This is a genomic window from Kangiella marina, from assembly GCF_039541235.1.
Classification (GTDB): Bacteria; Pseudomonadota; Gammaproteobacteria; order Enterobacterales; family Kangiellaceae; genus Kangiella; species Kangiella marina.
Window position 1 is genome coordinate 983,916 of record NZ_BAABFV010000001.1, and the last position, 14,251, is coordinate 998,166.

The window sequence follows — 14,251 nt, forward strand, 5'->3', positions numbered from 1 at the left end:
TGTTTAAAATTTAATGTTAAAAGTTGAGCTTTAACTTTGGTGCTATTTTTAATAATTGTTCTCTTAATACATTTTTTACAGCATCCAAAGATGCTTTATTGTCAGCTTCAAACTTGACGACGATACTCGGCGTTGTATTTGATGCTCTTGCTAATAACCAGCGATGCTTATAATCCACACGCAACCCATCAATAGTCGTCACATCGCCATCCCCAAAGTCGCCTTTCTTAACCAAGGCTTTTATTAACTTAAACTTTAGTTTGTCCGGTACAGGTACGTTGATCTCTTCTGAAGTCAACCCTTCTGGTAACTCTTCAAAAACTTCTGAGGCAGTTGAATCAGCTTTACTAAGCATCTCTAAAAGTCTGGCAGCAGCATATAACGCATCATCAAAACCGAACCAACGCTCATTAAAATACAAGTGACCACTGCCTTCACCTCCAAACGGAGCTTCAGTTTCGCGCATTTTAGCTTTCATTAAAGAATGTCCAGTTTTCCACATAACAGGTTTGCCCCCCGCCTGCTCAACCACATCTTTCAGAAAGCGCGTGCACTTAACGTCATAAACAATTTCTGCGCCAGCATTTCTGGATAACACATCTTGTGCGAACAGCATCATAAGGCGATCTGTCCAAATAATTTTACCTTTATTGTCAATGACTCCTAGGCGGTCACCATCACCATCAAATGCTAATCCAATATCGGCTTTTTCTGATGTCACCATTTTAATCAGAGCTTTTAAGTTGTTTGCAGAGTTAGGATCAGGGTGATGGTTTGGGAAGTTACCATCGATATCCGTGTATAAGCCTATGACATCACAGCCTAGGGCTTGTAACATTTTAGGAGCGAAGTCCCCTGTTGCTCCATTGCCGCAGTCAACGGCAACCTTTAAAGGCTTATCAAGACTAATATCATCCAACAACTTCGCTAGATAATCCTTCTCAATGGTTGTTTCTTTTAACCTCCCTTTACCATTAAAGAACTCTTGCATCTGAATTCTTTGCAGTAAATCCTGAATGTCTTTACCAAACAAGGTTTCGCCGGCCAATACCACTTTTAACCCATTATGCTCTGGCGGGTTGTGACTTCCAGTGAGCATAACTCCAGAGCGAGAACCTAAGGTATGAGTACCAAAGTAGACCAAAGGAGTCGGCACTAAGCCAAGATCAATGACATCTCGACCACTCGCCAGTAAGCCATCGATTAAGGCTTTATGCAGTTCTGGACTCGATAAACGACCGTCTCGTCCAACGATAACGCTTTGTTCACCTCTTGAATAAGCTTCACTGCCGATTGCCTTACCGATAACATATACCGTCTCGTAGTTTAGACTTATCCCCATCACTCCACGAATATCGTATTCGCGAAAAATTTCAGGGCGGATGTTTTGCGAGACTTCATCCTCATTAACATCTTTTGGCGAGTCAGCTTTAGACGTTGTGAACTCCAGGACTTGCGGTTCAGATGACGATTCTGGTATTGGCTCTAGACCTTCATCTTCAACCTCATTTGTTCCAGTATCTTCTGTATCAGCACCTTCTTTTTCAAGTGTTTCTGGATTAATCAAAGGTCGCGCGCGACGTTTTCCCTTATTCTTACTTTTGGCTTCATCGACATCATCTAACTCACCAGAAACACCGTTACTCACACCACTCACTCTGGAGTAGCTGGCAGCCAATTCTTTAAAAAAGTTTAGCTGGTACTTTCTACTGTTTATAGAGTTACTTTTGACTTCCTTAATAAAGCGTCTCGCATCACTGCTGAATAAACGCTTCATACTCAATAGCGGTAACAATCCAACAATCAAAAAAGCCATGACTGCAGCTATAAATAACAACAGAGGAAGCTTACCGGCATCCGTGGAGAAGGCTCCAACTCGCTGCCACAAAGCCAGTGACCAGTTCGCACCAAAACTGCCAGACTCAACCAAAGGGTTACCTTGCGCAGGCTCATTCCCCACAAAGGCTACAACATGTGACGTCCCACTAAACTTTTGACGTAACTCCAAGCGGCTTTGATCGTCCGCCTTACCTAATAAGCCTTGTATTTGCTCTAAACTCACTGTAGCTAATACCAGGCGCTCATCAGCTAACTTTTCAGTGAAGGCAATATAGCTAGGGTTACCGTTTTGTAAGATCAGCTCAGGTGGCGGCGTGTTGCCTTGCTCGGTTTTCCTAAGTAGATCAACCACAACGTGAGTAATTGCAGGTGTGGCGTTATCTTGAGGCTGAATATCCGCATCATCAAATACAACGACCTGATCTACTCGAGGCACCTGTTTCTTTAGCTTGTCGATGACCTCATTGTCATCTTCAGAAAACACAGATTGCGCAGCGAGATCCAGCGACATTTGAATTTGCTGCACTCTTTGCTGGATAAGGTTTGCGCGCTCAGCAGTTCGCGATGCTAGTAGCTGTTTCGCTTGTTTCTCAAGCGGATCTTGAATCCCCAAATAGTATAGACTTGCTGAAACACCGACTAATATCAGTAACCCGATTATTAAAGGTATTATAAAAAAGCTGGCTAAACTCTTACCCTTTGTCATCAAAGACTCCTTAACTCCCAATGGGTTCGCTAAATATTACGACTGGCGAACTTTATTAATTAATTGTATTAACTCTTCTGCTACTAACGCTTTGTTGGCTGGCCCTATGCCTTGAGTTTTCACGTGGTCATTATCACGATAAAAAACCTGTAGCTCATTATCATCGCACGAAAAACCAATGTCACAACGACTCACATCGTTAGCACAAATCATGGTGATTCCCTTGCGTTCCATTTTGGCCTTAGCGTATTCGCTAACATTCTGAGTTTCTGCCGCAAAACCAACACAGAATGCACCGCTTTCTTGCGCCGCCCATTTTAAAATATCAGGGTTTTGAGTCAGCTCAATAACAAGCCCGTCATCGCCTGATTTCTTCATTTTTTCATCGGCAACTTCCTGCGGGCGATAATCAGCAACCGCCGCACAAGACACAAAAACAGAGTCTTTGGTAATAGATTTCTGAACGGCATTTAGCATAGTCTCAGCGCTTTCCACTGAAATTCGGTTAACCCCAAAAGGTGCAGCCAAACAAACAGGCCCACTAATCAGCGTTACCTTTGCTCCGGCTCGGGCTGCCATTTCCGCAATCGCATACCCCATTTTCCCCGAACTTCGGTTAGCCAAATACCTCACAGGATCAATGGCTTCAACCGTTGGCCCCGCGGTAATAACCCAATGCTGACCTTTTAACGTTTTGGGGTGAAAGAATTGCTCAACTTGTGAGACTAAATGCTGTGGTTCCATCATTCTGCCAGGCCCAACATCTCCACACGCTTGGTCCCCTGAGTCAGGCCCCCAAATTGTAATGTCACGCTCAGTTAATGTCGCTGCATTCGCTTGGGTTGCTTTATTGGCCCACATTTGCTGATTCATCGCCGGCGCTATGGCCACCGGCGAGGCGGTAGCCAAGCATAATGTGCTGAGAAGGTCATCAGCAGCACCCGCCACCAACTTTGCCATCACGTCAGCTGTCGCGGGCGCAATCAGCACCAAGTCCGCCCAACGGGCTAATTCGATATGCCCCATAGCCGCTTCGGCATCGGTATCAAGCAAATGTTCATGCACAGGGTTGCCTGTCAGCGCTTGAAATGTCATCGGGGTAATAAAAGCCTGCGCCCCTCTTGTCATCACGCAGCGAACCTCGGCGCCCGCCTTAATCAGCAAACGACTTAGTTCAGCGCTTTTGTACGCAGCGATTCCGCCCGTTATCCCCAACAGGATTTTTTTACCTTGCAAACTCATGCTAACCGATTGATTTAACTTATAATGAGTTACAAGTTTACGCTTTTACGCACAAAAATTATAGTCATATTCTTAATTACAGATATTCCTACAAGCTCTACACTCAGCAACAATCGATAACAATTCTCAACGCAAATACATTCACAAGGAAGTGAGCATGAAAATCATGGAGTGGCCCCAACAAGAAAGACCTCGCGAACGCTTATTAAAGCAAGGGGCTGCTAGCCTCTCAGACGCTGAACTGTTGGCTATTTTTTTAAGAACCGGCACCAAAAACCGAAATGTCGTCGATTTATCGCGCCACCTGCTTAGAGAGTTTGGTGGGTTACGCCAATTACTCGAAGCGAGTCTAGCCGACTTTACCCAACAGCCGGGCATGGGTAATGCCAAGTATTGCCAACTGCAGGCTAGCCTAGAACTTTCAAAACGATACTTGCAACAAAGCCTCCAGCAAAATCAAAGCTTTAGCTCTCCAGACGAAGTAAAACACTTCCTGACATCGCTCCTCAGCCATCACAAGCGAGAACAGTTTGTGGTGCTTTTTTTGAATAACCAACATCAACTACTGGTTCAAGAAACCTTGTTTCAAGGCACAATAAATAGCGCCGAAGTCCATCCAAGGGTTGTGGTTGAGAAAGCGCTGAGTTATCATTCCGCCGCAGTGATATTGGCGCACAACCACCCTAGTGGTTGCTTGGAACCCAGTCCCTCCGATCGGCACATTACCGACCGCATCCAACAAGCATTACAGCTGGTGGATATCAGAACACTGGATCACATCATTATCGCGCAAAATCAAAGCTACTCCTTCGTGGAGAACGGCTTAATTTAAACGAATTCGTCATTTACTTTCGGTTTGACCAAAAAACCGGAGTAAATTGGGCTTTTATTGCCAGTTTAGTTGTCAAAGCAGCGGCTTTCTGGTATAAAGTGCGCCCTAATTGAAGAGTCGCGTTAGGAAAGGCATTATCCTCTCGCAATGTAATGATTATTTTTTGGAGGCTATATCATGGCTAAAGTTTGTCAGGTAACAGGCAAGCGTCCAGTGACAGGTAACAACGTGTCACACGCAAAAAACCGTACAAAACGTCGTTTTTTACCGAACTTGCACACTCACCGTTTTTGGGTTGAGTCTGAGAAGCGTTTCGTCAAACTACGCGTATCAGCAAAAGGTATGCGCATTATCGATAAGAAAGGTATCGAGACTGTGCTAACTGAATTGCGTGCTCGTGGCGAAAAAGTATAAGGAGCTGAAAGATGCGCGATAAAATCCGTTTAGTGTCAAGTGCTGGTACAGGTCACTTCTATACCACTGACAAGAACAAGAAAAACATGCCAGGCAAGATGGAAATCAAAAAATTTGATCCAACTATCCGTAAGCATGTGATCTATAAAGAAGCAAAAATTAAGTAATATAAACCACTTAATCTAGCTTTATAGTTTTCTGCCTCCAAGAAAACGATTAAAAAGCCCAGCTAATTGCTGGGCTTTTTGCTATTCTTAGCACCATCAATCTTAATTAAACTATCCCCTAACCGTTATGCCCGAGTTACCCGAAGTTGAAACAACGACCCGCGGTTTAGCCCCTCATATCACTGGGCAAACGATTAAAGCGGTTAACATTCATCATCCTCAACTTCGTTGGCCGATACCGCCAGAGCTAAAGCTGTTGCAAGGCACCGTTAGCGGCAACATAATTCGTAGAGCCAAGTACATGCTCTGGCATTTCGACTCAGGCTCTGTGGTCATGCATCTTGGCATGTCAGGCGCTATGCGGGTTGTGGACGCAGAAACGCCTTTAAAAAAACACGATCACTTTGAAGTTATCTTCACCAATGGTACTGCCTTTCGCCTTAATGACCCTCGTCGCTTTGGCGCTATTTTATGGCAGCCGCATGGTGAAACCCTTGATATTATTGAATCGTTAGGCCCTGAGCCTCTGGATGATGAATTTCACGGTGATTACCTCCATCAAAAACTGAGTAAACGCAAAGGGTCAATTAAAAACGCCATCATGACCAACGCTGTGGTGGTTGGTGTGGGTAATATTTATGCCAGTGAATCGCTTTTTCTTAGTGGCATCCACCCCAAAAGAGCCGCCAATCGCGTGAGTAAAGAACGCTGTCAGGTATTAGCTAATAATATTAAGCTGGTGCTGACAAAAGCGATTCAACAAGGCGGCACTACCCTGAAAGACTTTACGCAGGCTGACGGCTCACCAGGCTACTTTGCGCAACAGCTGAACGTTTATGGGCGCGAAGGCGAAGCTTGCTATCAATGCCAATCCATCATTAAAAACATCACCCTCGGACAGCGCTCCAGTTTTTACTGCCCTCACTGTCAGCACTAGCGCCAAATAGCCATCTAAATTGCCAAGGCTGATTTTTAGCGCTATAGTAAACTTAAGTGCTGGTCAGATGACTGATATTCCAGTCACCGGCGGCGCTCTAAGAAAGTATAAAACTGCTAAGGGGTGTCTCATGAAAAAAACACGTCGAAGACTCAGAAATCATCTAGAAAACAGCAAAGTCGACATGACGTCCATGCTCGATATCATATTCATTTTATTACTCTTTTTTATTGTCACTACCAGCTTCATCACCACTGACTCACTGGTTATCGCTCAACCCACCACTCACTGTGCTAAAGACTGCAAAAGCAAGACACAGCCGCTGATTTTAACCATCAACGGCCACAACGAGATTAGCTTTAATGACCGAATCATTGATATTGAAGCCATTCAAGCCAACCTAGAAAGTCAGCTGATTAAGGACATTAAGACGCCATTAATCGTCAGAGTTCATGCTGATGCCCATAACTACACGATGGTCTCAGCGGTTGATCAGGCAAACAAAGCGGGGATATCCAGCGTCAGCGTCGCTCCTTGGCGTTAACCGCCTGACTGTTCACAGTTAGAGGTATGATTTGTCCTTTTTTACACAAATTAGGGTAGACATTTAATACTGGATCACATTTAATGTGGCGGTTATACTTTAACGATTACATTAAACAATGCCGCCTTTGTGGGCCAAATACTTTTATTCGCTAAAAGTAGCAAGAAGTGCGACAGGATAAGATATATTATGCGTAGAAAACATAGAGAAGACGAAGATACGGCGATTGACATGACACCGATGCTAGACATCGTATTCATCATGTTGATCTTCTTCATTGTTACAACCTCGTTCGTGAGAGAAGACACCGTTGAGATTTCACGTCCAACGACGAACCAAGATACAACGCCTCCGAAGAACCCACCACCATTGATCGTGGTGTCAATCGATGAGCAAAGCAACGTTTTTATGGATGAGCGCTCTATTGATCCTGAGGCCATTCGTGCCAACATCGAAACCCAGCTTGCAGCGGACCCACGCTCGCCAGTATTGGTTCGTGTACACGAAGAAGCGATTAACGACGTTCTCGTAACGGCGGTTGACCAAGCCAACGCCGCTGGAGTTTCCAAAGTTAACGTGGCGCGCTGGATTACTGGTAAGTAATCCTAGAAAAGCTTATAAAAGGCGGCTTTGGTCGCCTTTTTTATTGCCGATAACTTAATGGAAAAACAGCCAAAGATGTTCGCTCACCTAGAACAATTTAGCAGTAACCTCAAAGGCGCTGAGTTTGATCTTAAGTGGGAGACTGAGCGTACTTACTGCGTTGCCGGCAAAATGTTCGTGGTTTTTTACTCCGATTCGAAAGATAGCAGTAAAGATAATGGCAGCATGGACCGGGCATCCTTTAAAGTCACGCCAGCCGATTTCATGGCTCTCACTGACCGCGACGGTATCATTCCTGCGCCCTACCTCGCTCGGTACCACTGGGTATCTGTTGAGAGCTGCGATGCTTTAACACAACAAGAATTTGAGCAACTGATTCAACAATCTTACGATATGGTCTTTTCGAAACTCACAAAGAAAAAGCAACAGGAAATCCTGAACAAGGCACCATGACAAATTTACTGGTTATTTTACTGATCGCACTAGCTGTAGGCACTTGGGTCAATATTCGACGCGTGCAAGAATCTGCATACAAAGCGGCGCAAAAGGCATGCCAAGAAGCATCAGTGCAAAACCTTGACGGTTACGTCGCCTTAAAGAAAGTGTACTTTGACAGGGATGATAAAGGCCGAATTCGATTTCTTAGGCGTTATCAATTTGAGTTCGCCACCGATGGCGCTCAGCGCTACAAAGGCTACCTTGTGATGCAAGGAAAGTGGCCCGTTATCGTAGAAATGGAGTCAGTTTAAACGGCAAGCTCAACTTGGTCGTTTTTATCAATGGGGCGTTGTAGCGCCCTCTTGGTGGCTTGATAAGCCGCATGAAAGGCCTCAGGCCCCTTTTCTAACTTAGTTGGGCCGCAGCGCGGTAAATCATACAACTGTAACGCCACCATATTGTCTTTACGCGGCACCTCTAAGGCCTTAGAGCCTTTTTTTCGCCAAGGAGAGACCGAAACGATATGGTGATAAAAAACGCGCTCATCAGCCCTCACGTCCGCTAACGCAGGTCGATCTTTAATGCCACCATCTAACAGGCAGTAGCCATTGTACTTTAAAGGCTGGAATAAAAAGGGAATCGCACACGAAGCATAAATCGCCGGAATCAGCCCACCGCTATTAATGATGATGGTAGACTTGGACTTGGTGTCATAAGCAGACAGTGATAGTTCAGCACGACACGTTTCAAACGTTTTAGCTGGCAAAATATCACTGAGAATGGCTCGGAATTTTTCACCCTTAAGCAACCCCCAACCAAATCCAGGATCCCAAAAGTCTTTCCGCTCTAACTTAAAAAGAATATCTTTGAGCTGAGCAGTATTAATGCCCGCCGCCCAACAGGATGCAACCAAAGCTCCGGCGCTAGTTCCGGTTAAGCGGCGCGGTAATAAATGCTCTTCTTCGAGCGCACTGAGCATGCCCGTATGAGCATAGAAGCTGAAAAAGCCAGACGATAGCGTTAACGTGAAAGGGGCGGCCGAAAGCCATTCTTTTAGAGTCATGTGTTGAGATTGTGGCAGAAGCCACCTTGAGAGTGGCTTAGAGTTCGACGTAAGCTTCGCCGGTTAAGGTTTCATACTTGCTAATCAACTGCTCTTTCGTTTCAGGATTATCTTCATCCAACGGAATACAGTCGACCGGACAAACCTGCTGACACTGGGGCTCATCATAGTGACCAACACATTCTGTACATTTGTCAGGATCAATCTCGTAGATCTCCTCCCCCTGATATATCGCCTCATTGGGACATTCAGGCTCACAAACGTCACAGTTAATGCATTCGTCGGTAATTATTAATGCCATATGTTTCTACACCAAATACTCTTTCTACACCAATTTACAAAAGCTCGCTAAGAGCTGATGAACAGTTGTTTCTATTATCGCTTATATAGTAAGCAAGTTCGAGGTTATTCTGAAAATTTCTTTTCAAGCGCATCTTTTACAGCAGGATCAACAAATGCCGTAATATCACCCCCTAATGACGCCACCTCACGGACCAGCGATGACGAAATATAGGAGTACTTCTCCGAGGGCGTCAGGAATATCGATTCTAAATCTGGGTCTAAATGGCGATTCATATTGGCCAGCTGAAATTCAAACTCAAAATCAGAAACGGCTCGAATACCCCGCAGAACGGCTAACGCGTCCTTTTCTTGCGCGAAATGTGCCAACAAGCCGTTAAATCCTTGAACCTCGACCTGAGTATTCCCTTTGAAGATCTGGCGCACCATATCAACACGCTCATTTAAACTGAACATCGGCTTTTTTGAAGGACTTTCTGCCACCGCAATAATTACCGTATCAAATAAACGACAAGCCCTTTTAACAAGGTCCATATGGCCTTTAGTGATGGGATCAAAGGTTCCTGGATACAACACAATCTTTTTCATAATACCTTACGTTACGCTATTAACTCAAAATAAGCACTTGGCAAACTAAAACGCCCGTTTTGGAAAGCCATATCACACTTCTTTAATTCTAAAGTCAAACCCTAAATACTTTTGCCCTGAAGTGGAGATAAGCTGACCGGAAGCATCAAAAGCTTTTATATTGTATACATAGTAACCAGGCTCAAGGTTTAAATCCAAATCAGTTAAGCTAATATTAGTGATATTTCTGTCTAGATCATGTGTTGGCAATACCTTTTCAAATTCTATTTTATTTTGTCTCTTGTTTTTCAGTATTTCAATACTGTACCGCTCAGCCCCTGGATATTTATCCCACTCAAGAATGACATCCTGACTACGCTCGAACTCTTTCCGCTTCAGCACCTTTTTCACGGTCGACACAAATGCCAAATCTAAGCCTCTCTCAGGCTTACCTTTTTCAACTTGAACTACCTTGGAGTTAAAAAAATTACCAGGCTTGTTGATAGCTCCGCTGAGAACCCTGTGAGTATTACCTCTACCCAGCTGGTAGCCGTTTATATTGTAATTTCCATAAGGAAGTTTGACTTCATAAACTCCCTCCGAACTAGTTTCAGCCCAAGGACTATACTCAAACTGATTAAGAGCTAATCGAATTCTAACACCACTGACTCCCTCTCCATCAGTCGTAACCAAGCCTTTTAAAACACCAGGTCCTTCAGGAAGTGAAGTATCCCCAGCCTCATCAGAATCAAAAGGATACACATAACGTGCAGACGATCCAAAAAACCTGTCATTATCCTCAACTCTTTGAATGTAACGATTATTGGATATATCTACTTCACTTCGACTATTAATATTATCTTCTAACTGCTGATTAACGGAGCGAATTGTCCGTTCGATCTGGTAGTGAGTATACAAAGTCCAAATTAACAGCATAGAGATAGTGAAGCCCGCTCCAAACAATAAGCCTTCAAAAAATTTCTTATACATTCCTGTTCCTTTATTTTTATCGTTTCATTAATCCAAGTAGCCAATTCGCAAATTTGTTATGTGGTGGATACATTAATTTTGTTCCTGCGAAGCGGCTTTGTTTAAATATACTTTTTGCTTTGGAGAAGGTTTTGAACCCTTCATGGCCATGGTAGTGCCCCATGCCACTGGCGCCGATACCTCCAAATGGAAGCTCTTCTTGACTCACATGAAGGATGGTATCGTTGAGTGTAACGCCTCCGGAAATCGTTTTCAGCATATATTGTCGTGTTACCTGCTTATTATAACTGAACAAATATAAGGCTAAAGGCCTTGGATGACGGTTAATGTAGTCAATCACTTCGTCATGTTCTTGGTAAGTCACCACTGGCAATATCGGCCCAAAAATCTCTTCTTGCCGTATTAACATGTCTTCATGGGTATTCAACACTAAGGCCGGCGGCACTTTTCTAGCACACGCCTCAGCCTCGTCCAATAAAGGGACAACCTCAGCATTTTGGTTTTTCGCATCATCCAATAAGTCATTCAGGCGTGTAAACTGTTTGTTCGACGCTAACGCAGTATACTCGGATTCTTTCCAACGAGGATAAAACGTTTTCGCGACCTGTTGTGCCGTAGCCACGAACTCACTTTTTAAGTTTTCTGGTACAAAAATATAATCTGGCGCTAAACAGGTCTGCCCTGCATTCAATAGCTTACCAAATAGCAATCGCTCGACAGCCAGCTTGAGCGAAAATGATGCATCAATAATCGTTGGTGACTTTCCACCCAGCTCCAATGTCACAGGCGTTAAGTTCTCGCTAGCCGCTTGCATTACTTTTTTGCCAATTCGTCCCGAGCCAGTAAATACCAAGTGATCGAATGGCAGCTTAGAAAAGGCTTCACCAACTTCTGGCCCACCAGTGATCACACCAACCCAGTCGTCGCCAAGATACTGCTCACAAAGCTTGGCAAACAATTGACTGAACTGAGGCGTGAACTCAGACATTTTTAGCATCACACGATTACCCGCCGCAATAGCACCAATTAGTGGGCCAAGCGCCAAATATAGCGGATAATTCCAAGGCACGATGACACCCACAACACCTTTTGGCTGATACATAATCGAGGCTTTAGCCGGCTGGAACCAAACGCTGACTTTACGCTTTTCTGGCGACATCCAGTCAGCTAAATGCTTCTGCGTGTGTTTAATGGCTTTTAAGGATGGGTAAATTTCCGCGAGCTCAGTTTCCGCAGGTGAGCGATAACTAAAGTCATCACTGATAGCTTCAATAATCTGCTCTTCATTCTCTTTTAATAATGCAATAAGCTGGGCTAGCTTTTGCTGTCTGGTTTGAAAGCTTGGGTAAGGTGCTGCGCGGTAATTAGTGACTAAGGCTTGATGCTCGAGTTTTAAATCCATGAGAAAGGCCAGGCTTTTCAATGAGTTAATTAGGCCAGCATACCAGAGATTTGAAACCTAACCTAATCACTTTTTTGAGCTTTATAGAAAGCGGTCAAAATAATTAAGCATGGTATTTTCAAGGTAAAAGCTGACTCCTTTGCTGGTCGGTGCCGACACAAAGCCAACATGACCGCCATGCTCACTAATCAATAACTCTAGAGCGTCGGGTAACTCATCATCTCTGGGAATGATTTCGGGTGACATGAAAGGATCATCGGCAGCATGAATCACTAACGCCGGCTTCTTTATAGTGCCTAAATAATAAATACTGGAAGCGGTACGGTAATAATCTTCCGCATCCTCAAACTCGTTAAGGAACGACGTTACCCGATTATCAAACTCACGGAAAGAGTTGATCGCCATGACATCTCTTGGCGACATATTCAATAATTGCAGTAAGCGCTCTGGCGTGAATTTTTTCACGATGCGTTTTTTCATCGAGTTCAGCAGGTAGAACTTATAAATTTTCGAAAAACCCTGATCGATAGAGTCCGCACAAATTGAAAGGTTGAAAGGCGTCGACACCGCACAACCTGCATCAATTCGAGCGTTTTCTTCGTTTTCGCCAAGCCACTTCAAAAGCACGTTGGCGCCAAGCGAATAACCTGATACAAATAACTTATCGGGAGATTTACTCTTATGGATCTCCGCAATCACTTCATCCAGATCCTCACTTCGCCCTGAATGATAGGTTTTATCCAGTCGATTCATCTCTTCACTACAGCCACGCCAATAGACTAAAACACCACGCCAACGCCTTTGCTGGATTTGAAAAAGCATTCGACGTAAGTAGGGAGAGTCGATATCACCTTCAAGGCCGTGGAGCAGAACAACGGTAGGCGCATCTCGCTCAGGGTTGACCCAGTCCATGTCAATAAAGTCGCCATCGCTCAACTCAAGCCTCTGCCTCGTTAATTTAGGCAAAGGTAGCTTCGGCACTAGTGGCGCCCAAAAAGTCTGTAAATGTCTATTTTTTAACCACCAAGGTGGATCAAAATGGCTTTCCTTAAGCATATACCCTGCATTGACTAATTATTGATGATACTTCTTACTAAGCTCATGGACAGCATTAATAAAAACGCCGGCCTTTTCTGGATTCACTGTCTGGTGAATACCATGGCCTAGGTTAAACACATGACCATTACCGTGACCATAGCTGGCCAAGATAGTCTCCACTTCTTCCCGAATTCTATCATCTGAAGCGTACAACATCGACGGGTCCATATTGCCCTGAAGCGCGGTCTTGCCCGCCACTCTCTGGCGTGCTTCTTTAAGATCAGTGGTCCAATCAACCCCTAAGCAGTCGCAGCCAGTCGCTGCCATTAAATCTAACCACTTACCACCACCTTTTGTAAACAAGGTCACAGGAATCTTTTGCCCATCTTTTTCACGCTGTAAGCCATCGATAATTTTTGCCATGTAATGTAAAGAAAATTCTTGATAGTCTCGTGGCGTTAATACTCCCCCCCAGGTATCGAAAATCATTAGTGCTTGCGCACCCGCTTCGACCTGCGCATTTAAATACACAATGATTGAATCAGCCAACTTATCTAGGAGTTGGTGCATCACTTGAGGGCTTTCGTACATCAAGCCCTTAACTTCAGAAAAATTCTTTGTCGTGCCACCCTCAACCATATAAGTGGCCAGTGTCCATGGGCTACCTGAAAAACCAATGAGCGGCACGCTACCTTTAAGCTCGCGGCGAATGGTACTGACGGCATCAGTGACATACTTCAGCTCTTGATTTGGATCAGGAATAGGTAGCGCTTTAACGGTTTGTGCATCCCTAACCGTCTTTTTAAATGCAGGACCTTCTCCAGGGGTAAAATATAGACCCAGTCCCATCGCGTCTGGGATGGTTAAAATATCAGAAAATAGAATGGCTGCATCCAAAGGATAGCGACGAAGCGGTTGCATCGTCACCTCACAAGCCAACTCTGGATTCGTGCATAAATCCATAAAACTACCGGCTTCAGCTCTAAGCTGGCGATATTCAGGCAAATAACGTCCCGCCTGACGCATCATCCAAATAGGTGTACGGTCAGTCTCTTGTTGTAACGTCGCTTTTATATAACGGTCATTAACCAGTGATTGGCTCATAAGGTTGATCAATTGATGTTCTGATGGCGTTATTATAAATGGAACGCAGACTGAAAACAGCCTAA

At 44.4% G+C, this 14,251-nt stretch carries 17 protein-coding genes; 8 read left to right on the forward strand and 9 right to left on the reverse strand.

Annotation, left to right across the window (positions count from 1 at the left end):
- Positions 1-16: 16 nt before the first annotated feature.
- Positions 17-2,545, reverse strand: coding sequence for a phosphomannomutase/phosphoglucomutase (locus tag ABD943_RS04260; protein WP_345291935.1), 2,529 nt, complete (start codon positions 2,543-2,545; stop codon positions 17-19).
- Positions 2,546-2,581: 36 nt separating this feature from the next.
- Positions 2,582-3,787, reverse strand: coding sequence for a bifunctional phosphopantothenoylcysteine decarboxylase/phosphopantothenate--cysteine ligase CoaBC (gene coaBC, locus ABD943_RS04265; protein ID WP_345291936.1), 1,206 nt, complete (start codon positions 3,785-3,787; stop codon positions 2,582-2,584).
- A 157-nt stretch (positions 3,788-3,944) separates the two neighbouring features.
- Between coaBC and radC the strand changes: the two genes are divergently transcribed.
- The 8 genes from radC to ABD943_RS04305 all read left to right on the forward strand — a co-directional run bounded on the left by radC (position 3,945) and on the right by ABD943_RS04305 (position 8,033).
- Complete coding sequence (gene radC / locus ABD943_RS04270) at positions 3,945-4,619, forward strand: RadC family protein (RefSeq protein WP_345291937.1); 675 nt, start codon at positions 3,945-3,947, stop codon at positions 4,617-4,619.
- Positions 4,620-4,796: 177 nt separating this feature from the next.
- The gene (rpmB, locus tag ABD943_RS04275) at positions 4,797-5,033 is read left to right on the forward strand and encodes a 50S ribosomal protein L28 (protein WP_046560555.1); all 237 of its coding nucleotides are present in this window, start codon (positions 4,797-4,799) and stop codon (positions 5,031-5,033) included.
- An 11-nt stretch (positions 5,034-5,044) separates the two neighbouring features.
- Positions 5,045-5,200: a 50S ribosomal protein L33 gene (rpmG, locus tag ABD943_RS04280; RefSeq protein ID WP_018624044.1), complete on the forward strand. Its 156-nt coding sequence runs from the start codon at positions 5,045-5,047 to the stop codon at positions 5,198-5,200.
- Positions 5,201-5,327: 127 nt separating this feature from the next.
- Complete coding sequence (gene mutM / locus ABD943_RS04285; protein WP_345291938.1) at positions 5,328-6,137, forward strand: bifunctional DNA-formamidopyrimidine glycosylase/DNA-(apurinic or apyrimidinic site) lyase; 810 nt, start codon at positions 5,328-5,330, stop codon at positions 6,135-6,137.
- 130 nt (positions 6,138-6,267) lie between these two features.
- Entirely contained in the window at positions 6,268-6,681 is a 414-nt protein-coding gene (locus ABD943_RS04290) for an ExbD/TolR family protein (RefSeq protein WP_345291939.1), read from the forward strand.
- Between the two features lie 189 nt (positions 6,682-6,870).
- Positions 6,871-7,284, forward strand: a complete 414-nt coding sequence (locus ABD943_RS04295) for an ExbD/TolR family protein (RefSeq protein ID WP_345291940.1) — start codon at positions 6,871-6,873, stop codon at positions 7,282-7,284.
- A gap of 57 nt (positions 7,285-7,341) precedes the next feature.
- The gene (locus tag ABD943_RS04300; protein WP_345291941.1) at positions 7,342-7,737 is read left to right on the forward strand and encodes an MmcQ/YjbR family DNA-binding protein; all 396 of its coding nucleotides are present in this window, start codon (positions 7,342-7,344) and stop codon (positions 7,735-7,737) included.
- Positions 7,734-8,033, forward strand: a complete 300-nt coding sequence (locus ABD943_RS04305; protein ID WP_345291942.1) for a DUF3301 domain-containing protein — start codon at positions 7,734-7,736, stop codon at positions 8,031-8,033. Before ABD943_RS04300 ends, ABD943_RS04305 begins: the two co-directional genes overlap by 4 nt.
- Here the strand turns inward: ABD943_RS04305 and ABD943_RS04310 are convergent.
- From ABD943_RS04310 to hemE, 7 genes are all read right to left on the reverse strand, one after another.
- Positions 8,030-8,785: a patatin-like phospholipase family protein gene (locus ABD943_RS04310; RefSeq protein WP_345291943.1), complete on the reverse strand. Its 756-nt coding sequence runs from the start codon at positions 8,783-8,785 to the stop codon at positions 8,030-8,032. The two genes, ABD943_RS04305 and ABD943_RS04310, sit on opposite strands and share 4 nt — an antisense overlap.
- Positions 8,786-8,822: 37 nt before the next feature.
- Positions 8,823-9,086 carry a YfhL family 4Fe-4S dicluster ferredoxin gene (locus ABD943_RS04315; RefSeq protein ID WP_345291944.1) on the reverse strand — a complete coding sequence of 88 codons (264 nt, stop codon included), beginning with the start codon at positions 9,084-9,086 and terminating at the stop codon, positions 8,823-8,825.
- A 104-nt stretch (positions 9,087-9,190) separates the two neighbouring features.
- Positions 9,191-9,673, reverse strand: a complete 483-nt coding sequence (coaD, locus tag ABD943_RS04320; protein ID WP_345291945.1) for a pantetheine-phosphate adenylyltransferase — start codon at positions 9,671-9,673, stop codon at positions 9,191-9,193.
- Positions 9,674-9,745: 72 nt separating this feature from the next.
- On the reverse strand, positions 9,746-10,642 hold the full coding sequence (locus ABD943_RS04325) for a hypothetical protein (RefSeq protein ID WP_345291946.1): 897 nt from the start codon (positions 10,640-10,642) through the stop codon (positions 9,746-9,748).
- Between the two features lie 16 nt (positions 10,643-10,658).
- Positions 10,659-12,044: a coniferyl aldehyde dehydrogenase gene (locus ABD943_RS04330; protein ID WP_345291947.1), complete on the reverse strand. Its 1,386-nt coding sequence runs from the start codon at positions 12,042-12,044 to the stop codon at positions 10,659-10,661.
- Positions 12,045-12,125: 81 nt separating this feature from the next.
- The gene (locus tag ABD943_RS04335) at positions 12,126-13,100 is read right to left on the reverse strand and encodes a hydrolase (RefSeq protein ID WP_345291948.1); all 975 of its coding nucleotides are present in this window, start codon (positions 13,098-13,100) and stop codon (positions 12,126-12,128) included.
- An 18-nt stretch (positions 13,101-13,118) separates the two neighbouring features.
- The gene (gene hemE / locus ABD943_RS04340) at positions 13,119-14,186 is read right to left on the reverse strand and encodes a uroporphyrinogen decarboxylase (protein WP_345291949.1); all 1,068 of its coding nucleotides are present in this window, start codon (positions 14,184-14,186) and stop codon (positions 13,119-13,121) included.
- Positions 14,187-14,251 lie beyond the last annotated feature (65 nt).